At 41.9% G+C, this 22,507-nt stretch carries 21 protein-coding genes; 15 read left to right on the plus strand and 6 right to left on the minus strand.

Annotated elements, in window-relative coordinates:
- Position 1: 1 nt before the first annotated feature.
- The 3 genes from ACY2A0_RS08820 to ACY2A0_RS08830 form a co-directional block, all read right to left on the minus strand.
- Positions 2-430: a hypothetical protein gene (locus ACY2A0_RS08820; protein WP_461791354.1), complete on the minus strand. Its 429-nt coding sequence runs from the start codon at positions 428-430 to the stop codon at positions 2-4.
- A 17-nt stretch (positions 431-447) separates the two neighbouring features.
- On the minus strand, positions 448-735 hold the full coding sequence (locus tag ACY2A0_RS08825; RefSeq protein ID WP_461791355.1) for a DUF4134 domain-containing protein: 288 nt from the start codon (positions 733-735) through the stop codon (positions 448-450).
- 397 nt (positions 736-1,132) lie between these two features.
- Entirely contained in the window at positions 1,133-1,588 is a 456-nt protein-coding gene (locus tag ACY2A0_RS08830) for a hypothetical protein (RefSeq protein WP_461791356.1), read from the minus strand.
- A 302-nt stretch (positions 1,589-1,890) separates the two neighbouring features.
- Here ACY2A0_RS08830 and ACY2A0_RS08835 point away from each other — a divergent pair, with 302 nt between their 5' ends.
- Complete coding sequence (locus tag ACY2A0_RS08835) at positions 1,891-2,361, plus strand: JAB domain-containing protein (RefSeq protein ID WP_461791357.1); 471 nt, start codon at positions 1,891-1,893, stop codon at positions 2,359-2,361.
- Positions 2,362-2,374: 13 nt separating this feature from the next.
- Here ACY2A0_RS08835 and ACY2A0_RS08840 read toward each other — a convergent pair whose 3' ends face one another.
- Together ACY2A0_RS08840 and ACY2A0_RS08845 are read right to left on the minus strand one after the other, a co-directional pair.
- On the minus strand, positions 2,375-3,289 hold the full coding sequence (locus ACY2A0_RS08840; protein ID WP_461791358.1) for a hypothetical protein: 915 nt from the start codon (positions 3,287-3,289) through the stop codon (positions 2,375-2,377).
- Between the two features lie 646 nt (positions 3,290-3,935).
- Positions 3,936-4,802: a LytTR family DNA-binding domain-containing protein gene (locus tag ACY2A0_RS08845; protein ID WP_461791359.1), complete on the minus strand. Its 867-nt coding sequence runs from the start codon at positions 4,800-4,802 to the stop codon at positions 3,936-3,938.
- Positions 4,803-4,916: 114 nt separating this feature from the next.
- On the opposite strand from ACY2A0_RS08845, the gene ACY2A0_RS08850 reads away from it, so the two are divergent.
- Positions 4,917-5,270, plus strand: coding sequence for a hypothetical protein (locus tag ACY2A0_RS08850; protein ID WP_461791360.1), 354 nt, complete (start codon positions 4,917-4,919; stop codon positions 5,268-5,270).
- 204 nt (positions 5,271-5,474) lie between these two features.
- Positions 5,475-6,356 carry a helix-turn-helix domain-containing protein gene (locus ACY2A0_RS08855; protein ID WP_461791361.1) on the plus strand — a complete coding sequence of 294 codons (882 nt, stop codon included), beginning with the start codon at positions 5,475-5,477 and terminating at the stop codon, positions 6,354-6,356.
- Positions 6,357-6,904: 548 nt separating this feature from the next.
- On the opposite strand, the gene ACY2A0_RS08860 is transcribed toward ACY2A0_RS08855, so the two are convergent.
- Positions 6,905-7,153: a helix-turn-helix domain-containing protein gene (locus ACY2A0_RS08860; RefSeq protein ID WP_461791362.1), complete on the minus strand. Its 249-nt coding sequence runs from the start codon at positions 7,151-7,153 to the stop codon at positions 6,905-6,907.
- 550 nt (positions 7,154-7,703) lie between these two features.
- Between ACY2A0_RS08860 and ACY2A0_RS08865 the strand changes: the two genes are divergently transcribed.
- The 12 genes from ACY2A0_RS08865 (at position 7,704) to ACY2A0_RS08920 (ending at position 22,503) form a co-directional block, all read left to right on the plus strand.
- Positions 7,704-8,636 (plus strand): T9SS type B sorting domain-containing protein, encoded by a 933-nt coding sequence (locus tag ACY2A0_RS08865; protein WP_461791363.1) that lies wholly within the window; start codon positions 7,704-7,706, stop codon positions 8,634-8,636.
- Positions 8,637-8,651: 15 nt separating this feature from the next.
- The gene (locus ACY2A0_RS08870; protein ID WP_461791364.1) at positions 8,652-12,503 is read left to right on the plus strand and encodes a tail fiber domain-containing protein; all 3,852 of its coding nucleotides are present in this window, start codon (positions 8,652-8,654) and stop codon (positions 12,501-12,503) included.
- A gap of 90 nt (positions 12,504-12,593) precedes the next feature.
- Entirely contained in the window at positions 12,594-13,055 is a 462-nt protein-coding gene (locus tag ACY2A0_RS08875) for a hypothetical protein (protein ID WP_461791365.1), read from the plus strand.
- Between the two features lie 17 nt (positions 13,056-13,072).
- A complete protein-coding gene (locus ACY2A0_RS08880) occupies positions 13,073-13,591 on the plus strand; it encodes an OmpH/Skp family outer membrane protein (RefSeq protein WP_461791366.1) in 519 nt (172 codons plus the stop codon).
- 66 nt (positions 13,592-13,657) lie between these two features.
- Complete coding sequence (locus ACY2A0_RS08885; protein ID WP_461791367.1) at positions 13,658-13,975, plus strand: hypothetical protein; 318 nt, start codon at positions 13,658-13,660, stop codon at positions 13,973-13,975.
- Between the two features lie 4 nt (positions 13,976-13,979).
- Entirely contained in the window at positions 13,980-14,285 is a 306-nt protein-coding gene (locus tag ACY2A0_RS08890) for a hypothetical protein (protein ID WP_461791368.1), read from the plus strand.
- Positions 14,286-14,305: 20 nt separating this feature from the next.
- On the plus strand, positions 14,306-14,956 hold the full coding sequence (locus ACY2A0_RS08895; protein ID WP_461791369.1) for a hypothetical protein: 651 nt from the start codon (positions 14,306-14,308) through the stop codon (positions 14,954-14,956).
- Positions 14,957-15,210: 254 nt separating this feature from the next.
- On the plus strand, positions 15,211-15,813 hold the full coding sequence (locus ACY2A0_RS08900) for an RNA polymerase sigma factor (RefSeq protein WP_461791370.1): 603 nt from the start codon (positions 15,211-15,213) through the stop codon (positions 15,811-15,813).
- Positions 15,814-15,943: 130 nt separating this feature from the next.
- Positions 15,944-16,318, plus strand: a complete 375-nt coding sequence (locus tag ACY2A0_RS08905) for a hypothetical protein (RefSeq protein ID WP_461791371.1) — start codon at positions 15,944-15,946, stop codon at positions 16,316-16,318.
- Between the two features lie 105 nt (positions 16,319-16,423).
- Entirely contained in the window at positions 16,424-17,596 is a 1,173-nt protein-coding gene (locus ACY2A0_RS08910; RefSeq protein ID WP_461791372.1) for a FecR family protein, read from the plus strand.
- Positions 17,597-17,798: 202 nt separating this feature from the next.
- Positions 17,799-21,125 carry a SusC/RagA family TonB-linked outer membrane protein gene (locus ACY2A0_RS08915; RefSeq protein WP_461791373.1) on the plus strand — a complete coding sequence of 1,109 codons (3,327 nt, stop codon included), beginning with the start codon at positions 17,799-17,801 and terminating at the stop codon, positions 21,123-21,125.
- Position 21,126: 1 nt separating this feature from the next.
- Positions 21,127-22,503, plus strand: a complete 1,377-nt coding sequence (locus tag ACY2A0_RS08920) for a RagB/SusD family nutrient uptake outer membrane protein (protein ID WP_461791374.1) — start codon at positions 21,127-21,129, stop codon at positions 22,501-22,503.
- Positions 22,504-22,507: the final 4 nt, after the last annotated feature.

The raw sequence follows: 22,507 nt of genomic DNA on the forward strand, positions 1-22,507 counted from the left end.
CTTAACTTAGATAGTGGTTGATCTCATTCATAATGGCGTAGCGGAGCGTTCTTTGAATTCCGGTATTTTCATTAAATCCGAACCTTTCAAATATTTCTCTACAACTTTCCAGAATATTGAGCACTTCGTAATTAAGCAGGTAACTCTGCTGTAAGGCATCATACGCTATTGGAAACTCGTCCTCTAGGATCCTTTTCACATACAGAAATTTGGAAGGCTTTAATTCTTCGGTCAGCCTTTCCATACATATTTCGGCTACCGTCACCACGTCCATCCCGTTTGACGACAGGTAGTTCGCTTCGGGCATCACTTCGGCGATCTTCTCTTCCAGATATGCACTTACACGGTATTCTTCCTGTAATTCAAACTTTAGCTCCGGATTGTGAAGTGCGATATACTCCCACAATCTTTCTTTCAATGTTGTTTCCATTGAGCGTCAGTTTACGGTTACACACCAAAGAATGCCTGAATTACCGTAGTTACTACGACCAGAAACACACAGCTTCCGAACCAGGCTGCAGCTACCTTTCCAGTATCGGGATCTCCCGCATTCCATTTCTGGTACACCTTGATAGCCCCGATCAGTCCAAGCAATGCGCCAACGGCGTACATCAAATTGGTTCCCGCACTGAAATAGCTTCTTACTTCCTGATTTGCCTGGTTAATCCCGGCAAGCCCATCCTGGGCCAGTAAATTTTGTGTGAGCATTGCTAACAAAGCTGTTAGCGCAATCATTTTTTTTAGATGGTCCCCACTGTTTCCTCTGCACGTTTTCATACCTAATTGATTTTTGGTGATTAATTAAAAAAGCGGAGTGCTTCAGCCGACACTAAACCCCACATCACATCTTCCATTACACTGGTCTGGTTGGGGAAGCGCTCCGCTTTGAACATTTACACTGATCTTCGGCAATGCTGATTTGCACATTGCATTTTATCAGTTCATTGATTGGTGGTCTAGGGGGCGAATTCCGAAGATGGAATCGCCAAATCCCTTATATTTTTGGAGTAAAATTTTAAATTGAATTACTGGTGCTATCTCTTAAAAAGCGGAATGGTTCGCCGGCTCAAAACCCCACATCACATTTCCATCACACTGGTTTGGTCGGGGAATTCCATTCCGCTATGAACATTTACACTGTTTCGTCCCACAATGCATCTACTTCCTTTTCACTTAGCGTAAATGTTCGGTACTTTGAGCATTCTGATTTGATCAGTTCATTGATAGATGGTCGGTAGGGCGACTCCTTAAGATCGTAGGCTCTTCGGAGCACAACTGCGATCTCTTTCTTGAAGTCGCCAACTTCATTTATATTTTCGGAACCTTCTCGGATAACATCCTGTAAGGTGCTTACCAGGTTTTCGATCTCCTTAAACTCATCGTATTCCTCTTCGGAGCTTTGTGTGTCGTCTGTGGGTTCACTTCCGTCGTGCTGCAAGAACGAAGGGTTTATTTCAGTCCTTTTTCTTCCGGCAAACAAGCCTTTCAATTTGTCGGGATAGTAGCGCACCGCTACATAGAGGTAATAGATAACTAGCAGTGATCCCATACCTGTAAAAAATTGCATCCAGCTAATGTTACTCAACATATCTTTCTGATTTAGTTAAACATCTAGTCTGCAACGAATTGCTGAGACAAAGTACGGGGGTTAACAAAAGCGGATAAATCACAATTTAGCTGTTCCGAGTTGTAGGTAGTTGTTAGTGATTGATGATCAGCCAATTAAAATGTGGTTTTTATTGTCAATAAAAGGCAAAGTTCGGGCAAGGCGCCGCGGAGCGCCGCAAGAAATTCCGCCATAATCGCTTGCGCTTTTATTGCGTTGCTTCTTGCGCTTGCTTGCGCCTGCCCGGATCAGGGTGCCATTATTAACAATTAAATAATGGCATTATGAAATCATTGAAAAATTTGGGAGACTGGCAGGTATCGGAAGTTGAAGTAGTTTATAAAACTAAGGTTGACAGAAAATTACTGCCTAAAATTTCAGGTTCCGCAGACTCATATGGGATTTTTATGAAATACTGGAATCCTGGTAAATTAGAATATCAGGAACAGAGTAAGGCTTTGCTTCTTAACAACCAGCTGAGGGTATTGGCGATAGTGGAGTTGGCAACTGGCGGGATTGATCACGTAAACATGGATACGCGTATAATCTTCAGTACAGCCCTTGTGATGGGGGCTAATAGAATTGTCCTGGCGCATAATCATCCAACTGGAAATATAACTCCTAGCGAAGCAGATCGAAGATATACGAAGAATGTAGCTGAAGCTGGCAAATTGATGCAGATTGAAATACTGGATCATTTAATAATTGCGGCAGATGGGTATTACTCATTCGCCGATGAAGGGCTGCTGTTGTAGCAGCCCATTTATTTTAATAGCCATCTATCCATTTCATCATACTTTGCAATTTGCTTTTTAGGCCATCCTTATCTACCTGTTCTGGATTATAGGCACTGGTGCGGACAGCTGACGGGGAGAGGTCGTCACGATGCTTTGTACTGATGTGGGGAATGATGAATTGATAGACCGCACTCATTGATTTGGCTTCTATAATACCACAGTCAAAACAGGCCCGAACGAAGATCGCAAGTTGGTCGCTGGATAGCTTCCATTTGATTTTCCCCGTACCAGGAACGCTATGCTCGTGCTCCAGCTGAAAAATTTTGATCTCATTTTCTATGAACTGCCTTTCGTGTTCAAACCATTGCACCATTATTGTTGTAACGTCCGGATCTTCGTCGTTGAACTGGACATCTGGCTTGCGGTGCAGCTGCAAAAAATTGGTATAGATCAGGTTCAGTTCGTGGAGCTTTAAGTTAAGGCTCTCCGCCCGTAGTACCCTTTTCTTTAGCCATTGTTGCAACAAGGTAGTGTAGGACTTGCTATTGAAATTCAGGTAGACCAGCAGTTCGTCCAGGGGAGGAAATAAGCCTAACTGATGGTTCTCCCAGTTGAAACGCTCCAATCTGGAAACCAGTTCCAGGTGATAGGTGATCTTCATTACATCGGGAGTAAGTTCTTCCTCTTCGCCAGTTGCAAATTCCTGGAGCTTGCGCAGCACAAGGTCAATAACTGGGCGCGAGTGGGGATATCCAGTAGCTTGCTTTTCCAGATCAAGTACTTTTTCGCCTATTTCCTTTCTTGCGCTAGCAAGTAAGGTGCTGAATAAATCCTGCCGAATTATTTTCGCCGTTTTTGTTCTTATCGATACAACGGCCAATAGTAGTTTGTCCTGTAGTTCCAGCGAATAGCTGGATGAATAGTCGTTATCATTAGTGCCAAACATAAAATTTACTTTTTATTAAACCATTGTTAAGACTTTAATCTTTTTGCGGGGTTGTTTATAGAAATCCCACAAAATCAAAAAAAAACCAAAAAAATAGCCATCTGGGTTTCCCCAAATAGCTGTTCGGTTTAGTGAAAACAGGTTTTGTGGAATACAATATTTAAAAACATTCTATTCCACCTTATAATCTGCTCCCAATGTTATATCAATGATTGATAAAATTTGTTACCCATGAATTTGATTTAGGTCGATTTACTTAAGATGCGACAAATATTATACGTTTGTCATACGTTTCAATTTCAAAAACCACGTGGCTTCTTCCTCAGCGAAAGTTATATTTCTTTCGTTTTGAACTGTCAGCGCTAAGTGATTTGTTGACAGTGGAGTGTTCAATATCGTTAACAATGTCACTATTGGATCTAGCATTTGTAGAACCAATCTGTCGTATCATAATGTAAGTGGCAATGCCGAAGGAAAACGCAATGGCGATTGCAAGAAGCTTATGTGTCATTTGAAGATGTATAGCTGTTTTCAGCAAATGTATCTTTACCAAATAGACAAATTGGTAGAATAAAAGCTAATCCCAGTACACACATCCAAAATAGTGACCGGATTTGCAAAAAAGTAACCAGATTTGCAGGCAGGTTTATGCTGGAAATGGAATACTTTGATTGGTATTGCGTTTAGCCAGTTGGGCGTCTACCTTTTCACGATATTCACCTTTAACCAGGAGATCGTCACTATCCGGATCGGGTATCACCGAAGGGTCAAAAAATTCGAGTTTGGAATTGTAACGGGTGGTGGCTGGCACGAGATCTTTTACTATTGACATATTCACCAGCGTTCGGCTGCTGATCCGGCAGAACCCGAAAGAGCAGTAAAGCTGCTCCATTTCGTTAATTGTTCCCTTGCCCAAAGAGTATTCGCGTTCATTGGTAACTACCATAACTTTCGGTTTTGACAAGTAGAAGTACAAAATATCCTGTTTGACATCCAATCGCTTTGTGACTTTACGGTAATGAACGAGAATAGTAGGCGATTGATCTAAATTCATTGGTTGCTGTTCTGCTGTTCCCCTTGGATCCGCCAATAACGACCGTACCGCATAAATCACGTTTAGGAATGCAATTAAAATCGCAATCATTGGCAAATCAATATTGAAGAATTCATTACTATCAAAATGTTCGGGGTTGAATAGTGTATAGGCAGTGACAAAAAGAAGGTCAAACAACACTGGAACGATTAATCCCAGCAATGCTTGTAAAAGACTCCTTTTAAAAAGCTTAAAACGCCAGTCATAATTTTCATCAAGAACGAGCGAGATCCAATGAATCCAGTAGACAATTGCAAATGTGACCGGAAAACTTGCCACTAAAGACAGATAAAAGTTTGGTTGTGTGACTACACGAGCTATTAAATCTGGCTTATCTCCGTGAATCCCTAAATAAAAGGTTATAAGGGCTGATATGATTATGCGGAAAGCAATACCAAAGCGAGATTTTGCAGATTTCATTGTAATTTATTTTACCACAGCGAAAATATATAGAATTTGATTATATATTTAGACTGTTACTATTGTCCAATTTAAAACTTTTTATTAATGAGTTATGCTTTTACACCTAATGGCGTGAGCCAACTAATCGCTGATCTTTATGCACTACCACCTGCTCGGCTAGCGGCACAGGCAACAGCCGTGAAAACTGATTTTAAAAAATTTGTAACCGATAATTTTACATTGACCAACGACCAAAAAGTATACCTGAACGGGTTGAACGGTCAGGTGGCTCAATATTTCGGTGACCAATGCTGGTTTTGCTTTCTGTACCAATTGAATATTACCCTTGTGTATCCTGATTCGCCAAGTCCCGCATATGCAAAATATGTAGAATCGAAAAGTACGGCTAAACTAACGACGGGACTTGTTGGAGACCCGACGGCAACTGGTGAACTGACGTTCACGATGATCTATAAATTACCCTAAAACTGGTGAGTTGAAAATACAAAACCGCACAATCCCTTGTGCGGTTTTTTATCGCTGTTTCGAAATTAATGTGGTAAATACGGTAATCGTATTTGCAATTTATGTGGTAAATACGGTAGCGTATTTCGAATTTATGAATTTACTTTACCGCCGAAATCTATAACGCTGTTTGCGATGCTCGACTTTACCTTGCGATATACACTCTTGACATTCATATTCTTACAAGGCGCAATATTATCTTGGCACCTCTTTGATCTTATGCTAAAGACCTACAAACGGTCAGATTGGCGATTTCTCTTGCTGATAGCTGGATTTTTACTATTCAATGCAGTAAGCTTTTATACCATTTTCGAACCAGGGGCAATAGACATTCGTTTACAACTAGTGCTGGCAAATGGCTGTGGAATTGCTTTAGCACTTTATTATACACTTTACCTGTCTTTCAAATTCAATAAAAAAGAAGAAAAGAAAGCTAGTGGAAAATTTATGTTACCGATAATTATTGGAGCTTATCTCTCTGCTATTTTTGTTACCTATATCTTTGATGGAAACTACAGGATCGCAGAAGGTCTTTTTCTCGCACTGCCTATAATTTTAACCCTTGCTTTCTGCATTTCACTTGAAGTACAATTAAGAAAACGCCACGGTGTGAAGATAGCAAAAGAAAAAAAGGTTATGATCTATTCCAGTTATGCGGCCATATTGCTGATGTCGGCCAATCCTTTAATTACCGTTATCACTGGATACCACGGCCTTAACATTTCATTAGTCAACGTACTTTTCCTGCTGACAGTTGGAGCATACGTCTATCGCCTATTCTTAGAGCAAAGAAAAGAAAATGAAGCACTGACAAGGATAGGTTTTTTTACAGATTCGCGAGACATATTTTCGTATGAACTATCAAGGAGACAACTTGAAGTGGCATCATTGATCCTTCGCGATAAAACATTTTCAGAGATTGCAGAAATACTATACGTAGCACAGAAAACCATTTCCAAACACGCTTCCGAAATCTATAGAAAGACAAATACCGTCAGTGCACTACATTTCAAACAAAAATTTGCTCCCTTTGAACTAGCAGATTAAATTAATCGAAGCCATACCATCCTGCAAGCCGCTGTTTATCTAGAATAGTAGGGTCGCCGTAGTCGGCTCTAGTTAAAAATACGTCCAACGTACGGCGGTAAAATCATTAGAATTTTAATGGTACTCCCTAGAGCCAAATTACATTTCAAACAAAAATTTTCTCCTTTTTAAATGTCGGTGCTAATGTCGCTAAAACATTCTGTTAGCCAATGTTTACCGATAGCCGTACGTTCGCCGTAGAGGGCTCCACTTAAAATTACGTTCAAACTACGGCGGTAAAATGATAAAATTCTATTTATGCCCCATAAGTTTGCATTGATCCAAACGGTCAGTGATAGCAGATTGTGCTATCATCAGTGAATAGTGGTTAACCTGGGGAACCCTTCAAGCGTGACAATAGTAACGATCAATTGTCATTTGGGTTTCCCGGTACACTAATCTAAAGCGTAAAATATTATTTATGGAAGTAAGATCAAAAAAGAAGCAGATCTTTTGGGTGGACACCAAGAGCCGATGCCAATTTGATAATCAGAATATAAAGAAGAAATTTATTCCTGCTTTAATTCGTCAAATCCTTCGGAGAAAAAATCATCAAAAGACAGTTTATGAGCTTTCAAGATACGATATAAGCTTGAAACGGTTATGTTTGAGCCTTTTTCATATCGACCATATAGCGATCTCGGAATTTCGGCATCATAGGCAAAAGTTTCCTGGCTAGAATAACCCGCCTTTGTTCTCAATTCCTTAATACGTTTGCCCAGTAATTCAAATAATAATTTGTCTTCATTTGATGCCATTGAACAAAATAATATAAAAAGGGTTTTAAAAATAACCTTATATATGTACCCATATATAAGTAGAATTTATACTTTTAACGGAAATAAGAAATTTTTAATCTCGAATTAAGCCATCAAACGGCCTAAATCTTATTTACTGAAGCAGCTTACAACGCGCTTTGCTTTCCTTCCAGTCAGCCTGGAAGAGTACTACAAAATCCTTGACATTCTTGTCACGCTTTATTCGTAGAACATAAATAGCTTATGTACTGCGTAGCTAAATTTGAACTCATATTAACGCTCTAAAAACTAAAGACCAAACAGAAATCTATTCATTGGCGGAAACACGTAGCTGAATGCTACGCCTGTGTGTGGAATGCATACAGTTCCGGAAGTCCATTACCCGAATGGACATTGAACGATCACTATTTTGTTCCACTAATAATTCACAATCTATGGGAAAATAATCCAACCTTTTTAACGGAGGCTCGTCTACGGAATGTGTCGAGTTTCCCTGTCCGAAGCGATTTCGGATAGAAACAAACGATTACTTTTATAACAAACTTATTGATTGATAAAACCTTTTTTACATATTATATTACTTTTTTACCTTCAGTTTGTTACTGCGCAGGAGAATTTAGTGCCGAATGGAAGTTTCGAAGAGTTCCAAAGCTGTCCTTCGGGGCTTGCTGATTTCACCGTTTCAGATTGGATACCAGCGACGGGTGGTTCAAGTGACTACTTTAATAGTTGCGGTTTGTCTGCTGTTTCCGTCCCTATGAATACTGTAGGGTATCAAAATGCTCATTCTGGGAATGGATATTGTGGTATCGTTAGCGGCTTTGAGAATATCAACGAGAATCAAAGAGAGTACATCCAAACTCAGTTGCTCTCTGAATTAACGGCTCAAAAGGAATACATTTTTAGCGGATTCTTCAGTTTAGCTGAAAGTTCCAGATACTGTATAAAAAATCTTGGAATTGCCTTTTCAAATACGGCGATTGGTGGGCCTTATGGAACTCCGATTCCTTTCTTGCCTATACAAGTTTTTCCTACCAACTCTGCACTATGCGACACGACTGATTGGGTTGAAGTAAAGATAAGTTACATCGCCCAAGGTGGGGAAAAGTATCTTACGATTGGCTTATTCTTTGATGACAATAGTTCCCAAATTGAACTTTTTAATCCCCTACAAGCCGATTTCGGCTATTATTATATAGATGACATCAGTGTCTATGAAATGTCTTTTGGTATTATACCAAATGTATTAACGCCCAATAATGACGGTATAAACGACACCTGGGAAGTTAAATCCCCTTCAGATACTGAATTTTACATCTTAAATCGATGGGGGTCAACTATTTTTAATGGCGTGTCCAAGTCGAATATCATTAGTTGGGATGGAAGGGATATTAACGGAAGTAATTGTAATGATGGCGTATATTTTTACAAAATTGTTGGTAAGGTCGAAGTAAAAACGGGTTTTGTACAATTAATAAGATGAAAGAAACATCTTATTATGATAAAAAAAATATTTCTAATTACACTTGGAGCACTTTTGATGTCTCCAATACTACATTCACAAAGTTCAGATGCTGGTGTAACCGGCAACAACTATACAGCTGCCAAATTTTTGGGCTGGAATGCAACAAATGGAGTAAATCCATTGTTTTTTAGGACAAACAACACAACCCGAATGCGCCTCAATGGGGATGAACTGCTCAACTACCTCGGTACGAACTATATGGTTGATGTCAGAGGCCATTTGGGAATTGGCTTCAATAACTATTTCGCTACTGAATCACCATTGACGATGCTCCACCTGGAAGGGCCGAACAACACAATTTTTAATGGTGGCCAGTTTCGTGGATGGATGAAAACCGGGGTGCTATCCCGCGAAAATTCAGATGCGATGTACGTTGGGATGAAGCCCGAAGGTACCAACCGTAGCGATGCTGTGGTTTACTGGAGCGACGATGCCGGAGGTACGGATGGACCTGATAACCTTCGTTTCCTGTTCGGAACAACGCAGAATACGCTTCCCGGTGCTGTTCAGCCACTACTTGGGAATTCACAGAATGGCTATGAAATGATGCGTATGACGGCGTCCGGGCCAATGAATGAACTTAGTTTCCCGGCAGGATATATCGGTGTGGGTCCATTGTTTACGGACGTAAACAAACCACAGAACCGTATGCATATCAATGCTGAAAGTGGTCTGGCCACTTTTGTGCAAATTTCGAATATTGGAGGCGGTGGCCTCCCTGGTACCGGGCAGACAGGAACAGACGGTTTGAAGATAGGACTGCAGAACTTTGTAGCACCTACGGGTAGTCGCCAGCACGGATACCTGCAATGGCAGGAACATACACCTTTCATCATCCAGACCGCATGGTCCGGTAGTGGCGGTTCAACTGCAACTGGAGAACGGATGCGTATCACCAGCCGTGGAGCATTGATCAATACCGAAGGTTTTGCTTATGCGTCAAGTATCAGCTCTCCAAACGTTACCCGTGTTGCCATTAGCTATCTCGGTTCAACCTCCCTGACCCAACCAAGAAGTTTGCTCCACCTGGGATTCAATGGGCCTAACAGCTGGCGCTCCTGGATGGATATGGGAACTTACGCCTCTGCACCCGAAGCACACACGTACCTGGGAGTTTTCGATGGAACGAATATTGGAACTTTGGCCTGGGGTAGCGTGGGATACTCTGATATGCGGTATATTTTTACCACAAACGATGGAGCCTCGGGCGAAGCAGGAACAGCGGACGGTCTGGAGGCAATGAGAATGACGCCTACTGCAACTGACGGTGTGTATACCGGGATCGGTGGCGATCCAAATGCGAACCTGTATGGACCTGCTGCAAATAGCCAAACACCAACAGCAACTGTGGAAGTAAACTCCTGGGGTGCAACCAATGTCGCGGGCGGTAGTTCGGGACTTCGCTTTACGAACTTGAATACGACCTCTCCGGTTACGAATAATCCAGGACTCGGTGTACTTGCGGTCAATAGTAATGGTGACGTGATCTATGTTAACAGGACATCTGACGGGCTTGATTGTTGGGATCTTAATGAGGATGGAATTTTCGACATTGCGACCGAAGATCTTGATGGTAGCGGCGGTCCAAGCCCTGGCGACTGCGCAGGTATTCAGGGGCCAATCGGTGCAACAGGTCCCACTGGTCCGACAGGTCCAACAGGAGCAACAGGTCCGGCAGGTCCACAGGGGCCGATTGGCTTAACTGGCCCACAAGGTCCGCAAGGTCCAGTGGGTCCACAAGGTCCAGCAGGTGGGGCTATCTTCTTTGCCGATAACGGTACATCCAGAAACCCGGGAAGCATTATCCGATTGGGAGACGAGTATATCGGAACTCCAGGTACCAGTACTCCTTTCACCACGAACCGACAAGTTCAGTTAGGTGGGAACAATATGATCTTTTCCGGTGCAGGAAATGTTGCCATTGGACTGAGTTATCCAAACCAGCCTACGCAAAGGCTTGACGTAAACGGCAACGCCCGTTTCCGTAACGTTTCAACTACTGGAGGTCAATTCCTGATGCTTGGACAGATCAACGCAGCAAATGTGAACGACCTTACCCTATCTAAGCTTGGATTCTCTGGAAGTACCCAACAGTACCTTGCTGGGGACGGAACCTGGCAACCATTGCCAAGTATCGGAGCTATTTGTGGTGCGCCAGCTACAGCGGGAGCTTTGTTTGCTCCAACGCGAATTAACCTCAACGCACAGAATTTTTATTTCAGCAATTTGACCCCTACTACCAATACAACCGTAAATAAGGTTGCAGTTGGGTATAATTGCAGTACACCGCTTCCTGCTAAATTTAACGTCTATCAGAAAGAAATCACGACGCTTTCCATTTCAACGATTGCTTCGCACGCCGATAACCGTGACATAGGAACAGTTCAGGGAACGGAATATATCGGTGCATTTGGCATCGCCCAGGGAAACCAGTTCATCCAAAGAATAAGCAATACAGGTGGATCGTTCGAAGGTCGCAACGCAGCGCTGAACTTCGGTGCTAAAGGATATGCCTGGAGGGGCAGCTATGCTAGCGCATCAAGCAGCTATGGTGGCTACTTTAGAGCAAATGACCCTTTTGCGTCGTATGGTGTAGTGGGTCATGCCGACAATAATTCATCGGTCGGTATAGCGTACGGTGTCTACGGTTCCGCTACCGGTGGAGGTTTTGCTCGTGCAGGCTATTTTGATGGACTTATCCAAACAACGGCGTCTTATGTACAGACTTCTGATTCAATGTTCAAGAGCAATGTCAACAGGTTGAACAGCACCCTTAAATTGATCCAATTGTTGAAGCCAGTAAGTTACACGATGGATACTACCCACTACCCACAGATGAATTTTGACAACCATTTGCAGTACGGATACATTGCACAGGATGTTGCCAATGTTTTCCCTAGCTTGGTCTACGAGAGCTATCATCCATCATCTATTGATTCCCTTGGAAATCCGATCGACTCGGCAGTAACTTACAAGGCACTGAACTATAACGGATTCATTTCTATCAACACTGCTGCGATCATTGAACTGAACAAAAAGGTAGATGCGATTTCCCTTTCCGACGAATCTATCAAAACCAACGTACAGAATTTGACTGGTTCGCTCGACAAAGTGCTGGCTATGCGTGGTGTTTCCTATGATTGGGACCACACTGTTCACCATGAACTTGGTTTGGACAGCTTAAACCAGGTAGGATTTATTGCACAGGAAATCCAGACCATCGACCCACGATTAACTTTCGAGGCTGACGATAGCTTGTTGCATGTGAAGTACGAAAAGGTAGTTCCTATTTTGGCGGAGGCAATCGAAGAATTGAACAGTGAAGTTGAAAGCAAAGATTCGATTATTGATGTTTTGGTTACGGAGAACGCCGAACAGGATTCCACGATCAACGCACAACAAACAACCATTGACGATCTGAACAACCGTTTGACCCAATTGGAGAACTGTTTATCTGGTATCCTGCCTTATTTGTGCCAGTTGAGCCATAGTGCGATCCAGGCGAACACACCAGCAGCGCAGGAAGAGGTTCGCAAGAACCTGAACGTAACGTTGAGCAACCGCAATGCGATCGTGCTCGACCAGAACGTTCCGAACCCTTTTGCTGAGCAAACTGTAATCAACTTCTCCATCCCTGAGACAGTGAAAAAAGCACAGATCCATTTCTATGATGGAAATGGTCGCTTTATGAACTCGGTTGAAGTGGTCGAAAGAGGACTGGGAAGCATTACCGTATTCGGTTCCGATTTGAGTACAGGTGTTTACACCTATACGCTCGTAGCAGACGGACAGGTAGTAGCAACCAAAAAAATGATGAAACAATAATTTTTACACCTGACAACTTGCGTAAGACAGTATGGTATCGGACTTTAGATCCGGTACCATATTTAAAACATCACATTTAAATTCAATCCTATGAAGACAATATTTTATGGAATAACCATTTTCCTTGCGTCAAACACTTTTGCTCAAAATATTGAACGAAGTTCGTTCGATGTCGAAAATGCTCAAAGGGTGGTAGCCACTAAAAATGGTACAGATTACATCATTTATGAAAAACAGGAACTGACGGCAATTGATGTAGTACGTAATTCTAAAGAAGTTAATATCGCTGTCGATACAAGTGCAGTTCTTCTGTATCAGAATACTCCCAACCCATTTAAAGATCATGCCATCATCCGTTTCTATGTCCACCCAAACATACGAAAAGCAGGACTGAACCTTTACGATACGTACGGAAAACTAGTTGAAAAGTGGATATTAAACGAACGAGGACACGGTCAGGTGGAATTGCCCGCTTTATCCCCTGGAAAATATACTTACTCCATACAAATAGATGGTTTCAATGTCGCAAGCAGATCGTTGGAAAAACAATAATTAAAAAACAATTCAAAATGAAAAAACAGTTAACTATATTTTTATTCCTCCTGCTTTGCGTTGGGGGGAACACAGCTTTAGCCCAAACAAAAATTGGTCATGTCAACACCAGAACAGTAGTTGATACCATTCCCTCACGAAAGAAAGCCCTGAAGGAAATCCAGGAAATCACTAAGCAGAGCGAAGCCGAATTGATCGAACTGGACAAACAGTTGCAAAAAGCTTATAACGATTATATGGGCAGTAAGGCAGATAAGTCCGCAACCGTGAACCAATATGAAGAAAGCCGAATCCAAAAAATGCAACAGAACTTACAGGACCGCCAGCAGGAACTGGATGGAAACCTGCAAAAAATGAATGCGGCACTGAACGAAAGCACCTACAAGCTCGTCAAGGATGCCGTGCAGACCATAGCCAGCAAAAAGGGATTACAGTACATCATAGACCAGGAATCAGCACTTTTCGCCGGCGGTACGGATGTAACCAGCGAGGTTATCGCAGAAGTATTAAAATTGGATGTTTTAACAGCCAAGTAACAAATGAGATCGTACACCACCCGACAAACTTATACGGGTGGTTGATCTAACAATGTACTATCCACGATGAAACAAAATGTAGTCGAACCATTTTTTGAGGCCATAATATCTGCTATTGTAGCAGAACTTAAATGCAGGAAATTACTGCAAAGCTACATCAACGCGGGCATTGATATGTCGATGTTCGAGCCAAATTTGTACAGGACCGTTTTTCCGCTTGTTGGTATCAATACCGAACTGCAATACACGCACAACAGGGACTGGTACGAGGATCAGATAGAGCGGATACTAGATATAGACATCGCTGACACTGAAAAAATCAATGTGCTCGCCGGAGAGATTTTAGTTGGGCTGATGGAAAGAAGAAAACAATTGAAATCCTAAACCAGTGTTGCTGCAATTAACCGATATGCTGGACATTGGCACTTTAGCTAAACAGCGCATTTGCTTCGAAGTAACCAAAAATGGAAATCTGAGAGGACACTATCTTTACCAAGGCGACTACCTTTTCTACATATTTCCAAGCTGTGTAGTTAAGAAAGGCGATTATGTTGTGCTGTATGTCAGTCCGGGAGATAACCATAGACAGGTATTCCGCCGCATAAAATGCCATTTTTTATATTACGGCGAGTGGATTCACCTCTGGGAGGAACAAAAGAAAACCTTTCATTTGGTTTACCGTAGATTTAGTTGAACCCAATCAAACTTTAAAATATGAGAAATAGAATTGCAACCATCATCTGCGCTCTACTGCCATTACTTGGTTGCTCCCAAAACGATGCAGCGCTGAGTTCTGCCCAAAACAAAAGCGACAGCGTAAGGTATAAAGAGAAGATCGGTTATGGTATCTCGATAAACCAATCACTGACCAGGTACGGATTCCCTACCGCAGTACTTTTCACGCTGAAATACAGTAAGCACCAATTTGATCTGGGACCGCAGTTCCGGGTAGGTCGCTCATTCAACGCCGATCAAAAAAACTTGGGGCTTGAATTTAATTACCGTTGCTATCTGGCAGGTGACGAACACTGGTTCAGTTCCTATGTACTGTTCAACCTGGGCTACTTTCACGAGTACAATGCCTACGACAGCTTTATCTATTCCGGAACTCCTTATACTATCCCACAGCCCACAAGGAGGTCCGAAGCATTCGACAACCTGGCACTGAATGTGGGATACGGCGTAAAATTCAGGTTATCAAAAGTGTTCTATCTGGGTTCTCATATCGGTGTAGGCTATCTGTCGTCGTCGTATACCAGCAAAACCGAGACAATAAGCGGAGATTACGGCCACACATCAAAAAGCCATGACGGTTATATAGGTTTTGTAGCAGCGGTCTATTTGGGGTTCAGCTTCAGCAGATAACAAATTGTTCGCTCTCCGAAGTTTGCAATGTTACCTATCTTCTCTTATTTGAGAAATTTAGTTACAAATGCGTGCAGTATTGTTTTTTACATTACTTTTATCACCATAAGTTACTGAACAAGCTTTTGCCATAAGCACAGTAAACGAAAAGAGGTCCGTATGGGCCTCTTTTTGCATATAACACTATCGGGACTTTTAAGCTTATTTCATTTTAAAAAAGTTAATCGTTAACTTTGAGTTAACCAACTGACCTAATGCCACTAACCGATTCCCATAGCAACGAACAAGAACTACTTGAGCTTTTGAGAAGAGGAGATCGTGCGGCATTCAATACACTTTACCGCTTGCATGCAAAACCACTTTATTGGCGCTTGTTACGCATGGTCAAAAACACTGAGGAAACCGAAGAACTCATCCAGGATCTGTTTGTCAAGGTATGGGAAAAGCGTGAGCAGATAATTATACACCAATCGTTCGAAGCTTATTTGTACCGAATGGCTCAACACATGGCTATCAACTTTTTCAAAAGCCTAAAAACCCGAAGCCGATTATATGAACAGGTTCAAGCCGTGAGTTCAGAAATAAGCGATAGTACCCAGCAATTGCTTCAATTGAACGAAACGCAAACACTATTGGACCAAGCCATAGCGCTTTTGCCCGAACAGCGCCGGAAAGCCTTCATCCTTTGTAAAATTGAGGGACGCAGTTATCAGGAAGCCGCCGAACTCATGAACGTAAGTTCCAATACGGTACACAACCACCTTACAAAAGCTGTAAGTGCCGTTAAGGCACATTTCGAAAGATCAGGAAAAGTACTGGCTCCGTTGGCTTTGCTCATTGTCCTTCAACAATTGTAACCCGCTCCCAGAGTGTTGCAACATACCCTTAATTTATTTTTGATTAACCGATAGTCAGTTTTGTTTTCACGCTTGTCTTATCACCAAACGGATGGGCCCGCCGTGTAGACATTTTTATCATTAAATCATTATGAAACAAAACTTGACACCTGACGGCGTTGCCGCCAAGATTGCGGAAATCTATGCGATGACCACAACCAACCGCCTTGCCGAAGCTTCGGCAGTAGAATCTAGCTTTAAAACCTGGGTTTCCGACAATTTTAACCTTTCTACAGATCAAGCCACCTTCCTAAGCGGAACTAGCAGCTCGGCAGCCAGTAACTACGGTTACAACTGCGGCATTTGCTTTAGGAATATGCTGCAAATTGCCTTGATTGTTCCCCCACACAGAGATCAGTCTACAAAATGGCTAAAGCTGAACAACAACATTATTGTCGGTACCAACGCAGCTGGCGCCTACGAGGCAACAGGTTCGCTTACTTTTGAGTACGAGTACAGAGATTAGTAAATAACGCTCCGCCAGCGGTTCAGGCCGCTGGCACTTTTTTTTAAAATCCCGATAGTCAGTTTCCCTTTGGGGATTGTCTTATCAAAAAACAGGGTATTTGACATGGAAAGAATTGAAGAACTATTCGGCAAACACCAGTCCGGCAAAATTACAAAAGCTGAATTGGATGAACTTTTTCTGGAACTGGAAAAAGCTGACCGAACTTTGCTCTCCAAACTTACCGAAAAGTACCTTGATGCACCAGTGCCAAGTAATTTGGATCAATTGCATGAGCCAACCGAAAATTTGCTCGAACGTATCAACAAACAAATTAACAGCAAACAACGCCGAAGCATACTTAAACTTTGGTATCCGTGGATTGCCGCCGCCGCCGCCTTAGCCGGATCGTTATACTTTGTATACAAGTACAACAGTAGAGACATGATCAGCACCACAAATGAGCATGCGCAGGTGATTAGCGATGTTGCACCCGGAGGAAAACGGGCAACATTAACATTAGCCGATGGCAGAACCATTGTACTGGACAATGCCAACACCGGGCAACTTGCCAAAGTAGCAGGTACCGTGATCAGCAAAACCAGCAATGGCGAATTGATTTACCAGGACCAAGCTCCGGGCAGTGATGAGGTACAAAACAACGTTGTTAGCATACCTCGTGGCGGTGAGTATCAATTACAGCTGCCCGATGGCACCAAAGTTCGGTTAAACGCTGCGACCAAAATTGAATATCCTACACGCTTTACAGGTGCCGAACGTAGGGTAGTGCTAACCGGCGAAGCTTATTTTGAGGTAACAAAAGATGCAAAACATCCATTTATAGTTGAAACCGCCGATCAACAGATCAAGGTTTTGGGAACGCATTTCAACGTGAACACTTATCAAGCCGATAGAACGATAACCACTCTTGAAGAAGGCTCCGTACGTGTATCTTCATTGCGGGGAACGAAGCAATCTCAAACCATCAGCCCAGGACAACAAAGCGTGTTGTTCAATGGCGGATTGGAAGTTTCAAGTGCCGACATGGAAAGTGCCTTGGCCTGGAAAAACGGCATGCTCTTCTTCCGTGATGCACCATTGCAGACCGTACTTGCAGAAGTATCCAGATGGTACGATGTGGACATACAGTACAACGGAAAGCCAACACAGGAGTTGTTTACGGGAAGTGTTGCCAGAACATCAAACCTATCAGCCATGTTGCGCATACTGCAACTTACCGGGGTAAAAACCAAACTAGTGGCAGCGCGCAACAGCCGCAAACTGATTATTGAACCGTAATTTGACTAACTAACATACCAATAAACCAAATGAGACGAAAGGAGATTCACACTTGATGAAGTAAAACACGTATTTTTTAATTTTTAGGTAGTTAATAAGCCCATAAAAAAAGGCTGGCACCGTTTGCAGACGTGGCCAGCCATAAGGGTAAGCTATCTAAACCGTTACTACACAGATTTTTCAACTAAACCCGAACGAAGTTATGAATTTTTTTCAAAGCTTGCGGCATGGCTCGTCCAAGGCTAAAGCTTCACCATTGCCATTATCACTGGCATTCAAACGAACTCTTATGCGCATCCACTTAACCATATTGGCCATTGTTCTTGCCTGTTTGCAGGTTACCGCTAATAATGTGCTTGCGCAAAACATTAACCTTAATGCAAAAAATACGCCTTTAAAAACGGTGCTGCAAACAGTAAGCAAGCAAACAGGCTTCCAATTTTTTTACAAAAACAACAGCATAGCCAAAGGCAACACGGTAACCCTAAAACTTAACGGTACTCAATTAAAAGAGGCACTGGAGCAAATTTTTAAAGACCAGCCCCTCTCCTACGAGATAGTGGAGAAAACCATTGTAGTTACCGAAAAGCCGGGGATAAAACCAAACTCTGAAGTACAGCAAAACATTACTGGAAAGGTCACGAATGAACGGGGCGATCCTTTGCCGGGCGTTACGGTAACAGTTAAAGGCACCAGCCGACAAACTGCAACCGACAGCAAAGGAAACTTCACCATTAACGCCAATACAACACAAGTGTTGGTTTTTTCATTTTTAGGCTACACTACTGTAGAACAAGAAGTGCAGCGTAGCCCTGTAATTAACGTTACCCTTGTGGAAATGTCCGGACAACTGGATCAGGTACAGGTGATTGCCTATGGTACAACCACCCGTAGGTTAAACACCGGTTCCGTAGGAACCATATCTGCAAAGGATATTGCCAACCAACCCGTATCCAATCCATTGGCGGCAATGATTGGCCGCGTGCCGGGTTTGGTGGTTACGCAACAATCTGGCGTACCGGGTTCTTCCTTTAGCGTTCAGATACGTGGACGCAACTCCATTGCCCAGGGATCACAGCCACTAATTTTGATTGACGGAATTCCATTTGCCGCAGCAAACGAAAATGTGCAAATGCTGAACTCAGCAATCAATAATTTCAATCAAGGTTCAGGAGTTAGCCCATTCAACACCATCAATCCGACAGACATTGAAAGCATTGAAGTTCTAAAGGATGCCGACGCGACAGCTATTTACGGTAGTCGTGGCGCAAATGGAGTAGTACTAATTACTACAAAAAAAGGTAAGGCTGGCAAAACACAAATTAGTGCCACCTTCAACCAGGGTATTGCACAGGTTGGAAAACTTTTGCCTCTACTAAATACCGAAGAGTATATCGCAATGCGCAAAGAAGCTTTTGCCAATGCTGCAACGAATCCTACGATAAGTAACGCCCCCGACCTTTTAGTCTTTGACCAAAACCGTTACACCGATTACCAAAGAGAATTTTTGGGGGGAACGGGTCACACATCTAACGCAAATCTGTCTTTATCTGGAGGAAGTAGTTCAACTCAATTTCTACTAAGCGGAACATATTACAGGGAAACTTCCGTTTTCCCGGGCAGCTTACCTAACCAACGTGGGAGCATGTTGGCTAATATTAACCATACTTCCGATGATAAGCGTTTTAACGTAAGCTTTTCTGGAAACTTCACTACGGTTGAAAACCGTGCTCCATCGTCTGATTTGACATTTAACACCTTTCTATCACCGAATACACCAGATTTCTTTGATACCAATGGAAAATTGCAATGGACTTATAACGGTGTAACATTCCAAAACCCTTACGCATATTTACGCGAAACCTACACCATACGCACAAACAACCTTGCAGCAAGCTTGAACGCTTCCTATAAAATTTGGAATGGATTTTCAGCGAAGGTATTAATGGGATATAACCAGCAGTTTACCAATGAAAAATCACTTTCTCCTGCTGATGCCAAAAGTCCTACCAGTACAACCCCAGGTCACTCTGCCGATTTTGCAAAAAACCAGTTCACAAATTGGAATATCGAACCACAATTGGATTATACGGGGCAGATTTGGAAAGGCAAATTAAGCGCTTTGGTTGGAATGACCTTTCTTTCAAGAGGTAACGACCGTTTATCTGTCTCTGGGACCGGATACAGTAGCGAAGCCCTACTGGAGAACTTTGATGCGGCAGCCGTTATTGATGCAACAAGTGCCTCGTCCTTGTATAGATACAATGCAGTCTTCGGAAGAATTAATTACAATTTAAAAGACAAGTATTTGATCAATTTCACTGGTAGACGTGATGGTAGCAGCCGTTTTGGACCAGGAAAACAGTTTGCCAACTTTGGTGCAATTGGTGCTGCTTGGATCTTCTCCTCCGAAAAATGGTTTAATGACATTCCTTTTTTAAGTTTTGGGAAAATCAGAGGAAGTTATGGTGTAACTGGAAACGATCAAATTGGCGATTACCAATTTGTCGAAACATGGAACGCACCCTCTAATAACTATGCTGGTTCCACTGGCTTAGTACCTTCAAACCTTTATAATGCCGATTACGCTTGGGAAAGGAATAGAAAATTAGAAGCGGCGATAGATCTAGGTTTGCTGAAAGATAAAGTTCTCTTATCAGTTGGCTATTTTCAAAATAGAAGTGGAAACCAATTGGTAAGCTACAAAATTCCTGCAATAACCGGCTTTACATCAGTACTTGCAAATTTTCCAGCAGAGGTTGAAAATAAAGGTTGGGAACTTACTTTATCAGGATCAATAACAAAAGGAAAATTCCATTGGAGCAGCAACTTAAACTTAACATTTCCTAAGAATGTCTTGCGGTCATTCCCTGGAATCCAAACTTCGGCTTACAACAGTGCGTTCGTTGTTGGACAATCCCTAAATAGCATCTATAATTACAAAGCACTTGGCGTTAATACGCAGACAGGTTTATTACAATTCTTAGATGCTAACAACGACAATTCTTTAAACGTTTTGGATTACCAAATAAATGGCAATCTTGATCCTAAATTTTATGGTGGGTGGCAAAACACCTTCACTTGCGACGGGTTTGAGGTACAATTGTTTTTCGATTTTAAAAAACAGTTAGGTAGAGACCCAATCTACTATTTCTATGGTGTGTCAATCCCTGCGGGTACTATGCGTAACATTCCAGAATTTTTGAATGAGCGATGGAAAACCTCTGGCGATATGACTGATTTACCTAAAATATCATCGGCAAACGCAGGAACGCAAGCAAGTAACACGGCTAACAGCAGTTTCGCTTATAGCGATCAATCTTTCATTCGATTGAGGAATTTATCAATTAGTTATGCTTTAGATAATAAGGTTTGTCAAAAAATTGGAGCTAAATATCTACGCATATATCTTCAGGGCCAAAACCTGCTGACCTTCAATCACTTTAAAGGGTATGATCCAGAAACACAAAACCCTTCAATTGCATCCCCTCTTAAGACCTATAATATTGGACTTCAAATAAGCTATTAAAATGAAAACTAAAATAATCGCAATTTATGTTATTATCTTTACCGCTTCCTCAAGCTGCAAAGATTTCCTAACAGTTGGACCACCTTCCAATAAGGTTGCAAGTTCGACTATATTTCTAACTGCTGAAACTGCTACAGCGGCAGTAAATGGCTTGTATATATCTTTATCTAATTCAAATGGGCATTTTTCTTCGGGAGGTAATACAATATATCTAGGTCTTTACGCTGATGAACTTTTGCCTGCAAATACAACAACGACGACAATTCAGGAGTTTGCAAATAGTAAACTTAGTAAGGAAAACTCTTATGTAAATTTTAACTTTTGGAATAAAGCATATCAAGTAATTAATCAAAGTAATTCAATTATTGACGGTCTGCAAAATTCACAACTTGCTGCTCAGGTTGTTAATCAATTGCTGGGAGAGGCTTTGTTTGTTCGTGCATACTGCTACTGGAATTTAATAAGCCTATTCGGCGACGTTCCTTTGGTACTAACGTCCAAGGATTATGATGCTGTGATAAAAATGGGAAGAACATCAATTTCCGAGGTTCAAACGCAGATTTTTGCTGATCTATCCCAAGCTAAAAATCTCTTAAAGACAACTTATCCTTCTACTGGACGATACCGTGTCAACAGCATTGTAGTTTCTGCTTTTCTTTCTAGGATCAACACTTATTTAGGTCGTTGGAATGATGCTTTGGAAAATAGTAACGAAGTGATAAATCAAAGTTCCGTATATAGCCTAGAAACAGACTTAAATAGAGCTTTTTTGATTACCAGCACCGAAGCAATTTGGCAAACTACTACCGGTAGCTCAAGCACTAACACATTTGAAGGACTGACCTTTATTCCGTTTGCAGTTGCAACTTTACGGCCAACCCATCAGTTGCAGCCTACCTTGTTAAATGCATTTACACTTGTTGACAAGAGAAAAACTTCATGGATTGCCGGCAAGACCGTTTCTGGAGTAACATATTTTTATCCTTACAAATATAAAGTTCAAACTAATTCTACGAAAACAGAATGTCAGATGATGATCCGACTAGCAGAAATCTATTTGAATAGAGCTGAAGCTAAGGCTTACATAAATGATGCAACAGCCATAGATGATTTAAATAGAATAAGAAATAGGGCAGGTTTAGCGAGTTTAAGCGGTTTGTCTGGACAAAGTTTGGTTGAAGCTATCATTGCAGAAAGACGATTAGAGCTTTTTGCGGAATGGGGTTTACGCTTTTTTGACCTACGCAGAACAGGCAAACTTGATCAAATATTAACTCCTTTAAAGCCGGAGTGGAAATCGACAGGCAAATTGTTTCCAATCCCTGAAAGTGATATTCAAGCAGCCCCCAATTTATTACAGAATCCAGGATATAACTAAATAT

Origin of the sequence: Pedobacter sp. (assembly GCF_965249885.1) — a bacterium.
Taxonomy (GTDB): domain Bacteria; phylum Bacteroidota; class Bacteroidia; order Sphingobacteriales; family Sphingobacteriaceae; genus Pedobacter.

Excerpts from the sequence above, each read along its gene's own strand:
- ACY2A0_RS08870 (WP_461791364.1), top strand. The coding sequence starts at position 8,652 with ATGATAAAAAAAATATTTCTAATTACACTTGGAGCACTTTTGATGTCT.
- ACY2A0_RS08915 (WP_461791373.1), top strand. The coding sequence starts at position 17,799 with ATGAATTTTTTTCAAAGCTTGCGGCATGGCTCGTCCAAGGCTAAAGCT.
- ACY2A0_RS08835 (WP_461791357.1), top strand. The coding sequence starts at position 1,891 with ATGAAATCATTGAAAAATTTGGGAGACTGGCAGGTATCGGAAGTTGAA.
- ACY2A0_RS08845 (WP_461791359.1), bottom strand. The coding sequence starts at position 4,802 with ATGAAATCTGCAAAATCTCGCTTTGGTATTGCTTTCCGCATAATCATA.
- ACY2A0_RS08830 (WP_461791356.1), bottom strand. The coding sequence starts at position 1,588 with ATGTTGAGTAACATTAGCTGGATGCAATTTTTTACAGGTATGGGATCA.
- ACY2A0_RS08840 (WP_461791358.1), bottom strand. The coding sequence starts at position 3,289 with ATGTTTGGCACTAATGATAACGACTATTCATCCAGCTATTCGCTGGAA.
- ACY2A0_RS08860 (WP_461791362.1), bottom strand. The coding sequence starts at position 7,153 with ATGGCATCAAATGAAGACAAATTATTATTTGAATTACTGGGCAAACGT.
- ACY2A0_RS08885 (WP_461791367.1), top strand. The coding sequence starts at position 13,658 with ATGAAACAAAATGTAGTCGAACCATTTTTTGAGGCCATAATATCTGCT.
- ACY2A0_RS08875 (WP_461791365.1), top strand. The coding sequence starts at position 12,594 with ATGAAGACAATATTTTATGGAATAACCATTTTCCTTGCGTCAAACACT.
- ACY2A0_RS08825 (WP_461791355.1), bottom strand. The coding sequence starts at position 735 with ATGATTGCGCTAACAGCTTTGTTAGCAATGCTCACACAAAATTTACTG.
- ACY2A0_RS08820 (WP_461791354.1), bottom strand. The coding sequence starts at position 430 with ATGGAAACAACATTGAAAGAAAGATTGTGGGAGTATATCGCACTTCAC.
- ACY2A0_RS08910 (WP_461791372.1), top strand. The coding sequence starts at position 16,424 with ATGGAAAGAATTGAAGAACTATTCGGCAAACACCAGTCCGGCAAAATT.
- ACY2A0_RS08905 (WP_461791371.1), top strand. The coding sequence starts at position 15,944 with ATGAAACAAAACTTGACACCTGACGGCGTTGCCGCCAAGATTGCGGAA.
- ACY2A0_RS08920 (WP_461791374.1), top strand. The coding sequence starts at position 21,127 with ATGAAAACTAAAATAATCGCAATTTATGTTATTATCTTTACCGCTTCC.
- ACY2A0_RS08895 (WP_461791369.1), top strand. The coding sequence starts at position 14,306 with ATGAGAAATAGAATTGCAACCATCATCTGCGCTCTACTGCCATTACTT.
- ACY2A0_RS08900 (WP_461791370.1), top strand. The coding sequence starts at position 15,211 with ATGCCACTAACCGATTCCCATAGCAACGAACAAGAACTACTTGAGCTT.
- ACY2A0_RS08880 (WP_461791366.1), top strand. The coding sequence starts at position 13,073 with ATGAAAAAACAGTTAACTATATTTTTATTCCTCCTGCTTTGCGTTGGG.